Below are 3,711 nucleotides of genomic sequence, written 5' to 3'. Positions count from 1 at the left end.
GGCCAATCTCGGCGGCGCCGTCATTGTCTGTCCCGACTATCGCCTGGCACCAGACCACAAATTTCCCGCCGGGCTGGAGGATTGCCTGGCAACACTGCGTTTCATGACGCAGAACGCCGCCGCTCTGGGCATCGACCCATCCCGCATCGGCGTTGCCGGCGACAGCGCCGGCGGCAATCTCGCCGCCGTGCTGGCGCTGCTTTCTCGCGATGGGCTGGCGCCATCCCTCGCCGCGCAGATCCTGATCTATCCAAACACCGATGCGCGGCAGATGGCCGACAGCTACCGGCGTTTCGGCGACGGCTTCGGGCTGACGGCAACCACCATGGCATGGTTCCGCGACCACTATGTGCGAACGCCTGACGACATCCTGGACTGGCGCGTCTCGCCCTTGCTGGCGCCAGATCTCACAGGCGTCGCGCCGGCTTTCGTCGCACTTGCCGGCTGCGACATCCTTGCCGACGAAGGCGAAGCCTATGCCGAACGCCTGCAAGCCGCAGGTGTCCCACTGGTCCTGCGGCAATGGCCGGGCAAGATCCACGGCTTCGTCTCGATGGGACGCCATATCCCCGCCGCGCGGCAAACGGTGGCCGAGGCGGTGGCGGCCTGGCGCCAGTTCGAGAACGATTCGCCGACGCCCGCCGCTCAGGCCGACTGACGCATCACCAGGGTCGCGCCGAGCTTGACCCTCTGTGCCATGCCCTGCTTGGGCGGTTCGGCCTCGTCCAGCAGGGCCAGCAGGATCTCGACGCTGCGGCCGGCCATGGCGGCGAAATCCTGTGCCATGGTGGTTAGCGCCGGACAGGTGTAGCGGCTCAGCGGATGATCGTCATGCGCGGCAACGCGCAGATCGCAGTCAGGTCTGCGGCCGATCTTCAGTCCGCGCGAGAACGCGGCCGCCATCACGCCGAAGGCGAGACGATCGTTCGCACACAGGATGGTGCGGCCGGGCAGACCGCCAACATCGAGTGTCTTTTCCATCCATTCATGGCCGATGCGCTCGAAGTCCCAGGTGTAGTCGCGCGCCGCGTCGATGACGACCGGTTCCAAACCGGCGACTTTCATCGTCGCGATGTAGCTTTGCAGCCGCTCTCCCGAATTGTGGTTGACATGCGGAATGTCGACATAGACAGGCGGTTCTCCGGACCGGTTGAGATAGTCGACCATGGTCGACGTGCTCTGGTGGTTGTCGTTACCGACGAAGGGCGTGTCACCCTCGATATAGGTGTCGAAATAGACGATCGGAATGTCCTGCCCCAACTTGTCGAAAACACTCCGATCGGAGGCCAGGCCGAGCGGCGCGATGATCGCGCCGGCGACCTTCAGTGACAGCAGCGTCCTGACCGACTCCGCCTCCAGCTTCTGCGAGCCATGCGAAGAAATGACGATCGGCCAATAGCCCTCGTCGCGGCAGCGAAATTCGATGCGGCTGACCATCTCGGCATAGAACGGATCCGTGATCGTCGGTACGACGATGCCGATGTTGCGGGTGCGCTTGCGGTTGAGATTGCGGGCGAAAAGGTTCGGCTGATAGTCCGAGGAACGCAACGCGGCTTCGATGCGCGCCCGCGTGGCCGGCTTCACGCTCGCCGGATCGTCAAAATATTTCGACAGCGTCGGCCGGGACACGCCACATGCCCGGGCAAAATCATCCATCGTGCGGTGCGTCTTCTCCGCCATCGAACGTCAGGTCCCTCTTGCCCACACCCGCCGATCGGAACGATCCGCCCGTCACCAGTCATGCGGCCGTTGTCCGAGGGCGGCAATGCTTGGCCGAACTTATTCAGTCAATTTTCACAGTTTCCAGTACAGCGCAAAAACATTACGAGCGTCAATTTATTTGTTGACGATATGAAAAATGACATTCCTCGATCAGAACGAAGCCTCCCGTCGTGCGGCGGGATCCCAGATCGCCGTGTGACGGGATAGGTTCCGACTAGATGCTTGCCGCGCGGGCCATCGGCAAGGCCCGCCTTGCCAAATGCCGCCGTGCCGCCCATACACGGCAGGGCAATCGCCCCCGCCCCGTTCACGCCCCACCTGCCAGGGATCCTGTCCGATGTCTGCGACGCCGTACCCCCGGTCAAAGCCGTGACGGATCCCTCCATGCCATCTCTCGCCAGCCTGGGCTGGACGGATTTTTTCGGCGACCAGCTCGAGCCCGGCGAAGCCAATCTCGTCCCTGCGCGGATCGCCACGGTCCATCGCGACCGCCTGACCGGCCTGTCCCAGGCAGGGCCAATCGATCTCACGCTGCCGGCGCAGGCGAACACCGGCGACTATGCCGTCGGCGACTGGGTGCTCGTCGACGCGCATGACCGGCTTGTGCAGCGCCGCCTGACCCGCAAGACGGTGCTGGAACGCCGCACCCAGGGCGGCAGGGTGCCGCAGCTGGCAGCGGCCAACGTCGACACGCTGTTCATCGTCACCTCATGCAATGCCGACTTCAATCCAGCCCGGCTCGAGCGCTATCTGGCGCTGGCCAACGAGGCCGGAACGACGCCGGTGATCCTGTTGACCAAGGCCGATACCGCCGCCGACGCCGAGGCGTATCAGCGGCAGGCTGCCGCGCTGCAGCGCGGCCTGGCGGTGGTGACGCTGAACCCGCGCACATCGGATGCGGCAACCGCGCTCGTCGCCTGGTGCGGTGCCGGCCAGACGGTCGCGCTGGTCGGTTCCTCCGGCGTCGGCAAATCGACGCTGGTCAACACGCTGGCCGGATCGGCCCAGCGCTTGCCGCAACAGACCGGAGACATCCGCGAACACGACGCCAAGGGCCGCCACACCACCACGTCGCGGTCGCTACACGCCATTGCCGGTGGCGGCTGGGTGATCGACACGCCGGGAATGCGGACGCTGCAGGTCAGCGACGTCGCCTACGGCATCGACACGCTGTTTGCCGAAATCACCGAGCTCGCGCCGCTCTGCAAGTTCCGCGACTGCACACACGTGCATGAACCGGGCTGCGCGGTGCAGGCTGCCTTGAAGGCAGGCACGCTCGATCCGGAGCGTCTTGCCCGCTGGCGGAAACTGTCCGACGAAAACCAGAGCAACACGCCGGTTCAGAGCGGACCTCGCGGAGCCAAATCCCTAGGCGGTCGCGCAAAAAGGCGTTGAACGACCGAGGCACGTGCCCCTGGCTTCAGAGCCGCGCCGTGCCGAAAACACGATCCCAGAATATGGACGTGACACCGAAATTGACCGTTTCGTCGACATGATGATGCACGGCGTGACGGCGCTTGAGTGTGTAGAGATAACTCGGATGGGAGGGGTGCCAATGATGGATCATGTGATGGACGCTGATGTACCAGAGGTAGCCCAGCATCAGTCCGCAACTTACCGCGCTTGCGGCGGCGAAACCTGAAATCATCCAGACCGGGAAAAACGCGACCAGCGCATGCACTCCCAGACTGAGCCAGGTCGGCGTGCCCACCGAACTGCGCTCTTCGACATGGTGACGATCATGCAGGTCCTTGATGTAGGGGATGCGGTGCAGGACGAACCTGTGCAGGACGTATTCGGTCAACGTCCAGAGCAAGAGGCAGGCGACGACAGTGACTATCCAGCCCGGCGCATTGTCTTCGCCGGCCTCGATCAACCCGGCCACTGCCAGCACGGCGATCACCAGCGGATACACCACGAAGTCGCTGTAGTAGCCAATAAGACCGAGTTGCATCGTCACGCCTCATCTAGCCTTCGAGCCGCCAAATA

The 3,711-nt window shown here is 64.0% G+C and carries 4 protein-coding genes; 2 read left to right on the top strand and 2 right to left on the bottom strand.

The features are described 5' to 3' along the window. Positions 1 to 658, top strand: a 658-nt coding sequence (locus tag ACXJ7R_RS27245; protein WP_457154526.1) for an alpha/beta hydrolase, incomplete at its 5' end; no start/stop codon positions are given. Here ACXJ7R_RS27245 and ACXJ7R_RS27240 read toward each other — a convergent pair. Beyond that, positions 646 to 1,680, bottom strand: coding sequence for a LacI family DNA-binding transcriptional regulator (locus ACXJ7R_RS27240; RefSeq protein ID WP_457154525.1), 1,035 nt, complete (start codon positions 1,678 to 1,680; stop codon positions 646 to 648). The genes ACXJ7R_RS27245 and ACXJ7R_RS27240 overlap by 13 nt on opposite strands. Before the next feature lie 426 nt (positions 1,681 to 2,106). Between ACXJ7R_RS27240 and rsgA the strand changes: the two genes are divergently transcribed. Beyond that, positions 2,107 to 3,117, top strand: a complete 1,011-nt coding sequence (gene rsgA, locus ACXJ7R_RS27235; RefSeq protein ID WP_457154524.1) for a ribosome small subunit-dependent GTPase A — start codon at positions 2,107 to 2,109, stop codon at positions 3,115 to 3,117. 25 nt (positions 3,118 to 3,142) lie between these two features. On the opposite strand, the gene ACXJ7R_RS27230 is transcribed toward rsgA, so the two are convergent. After that, positions 3,143 to 3,676, bottom strand: a complete 534-nt coding sequence (locus tag ACXJ7R_RS27230) for a sterol desaturase family protein (protein ID WP_457154523.1) — start codon at positions 3,674 to 3,676, stop codon at positions 3,143 to 3,145. Positions 3,677 to 3,711 lie beyond the last annotated feature (35 nt).

The organism is Mesorhizobium sp. P5_C1, assembly GCF_054049815.1.
The sequence above is the reverse complement of the archived record's forward strand: the minus strand, read 5'-3'. Positions and strand labels throughout refer to the sequence as shown.

Coding starts and splice junctions, on each gene's coding strand:
- rsgA (WP_457154524.1), top strand. CDS start 2,107: ATGCCATCTCTCGCCAGCCTGGGCTGGACGGATTTTTTCGGCGACCAG.
- ACXJ7R_RS27230 (WP_457154523.1), bottom strand. CDS start 3,676: ATGCAACTCGGTCTTATTGGCTACTACAGCGACTTCGTGGTGTATCCG.
- ACXJ7R_RS27240 (WP_457154525.1), bottom strand. CDS start 1,680: ATGGCGGAGAAGACGCACCGCACGATGGATGATTTTGCCCGGGCATGT.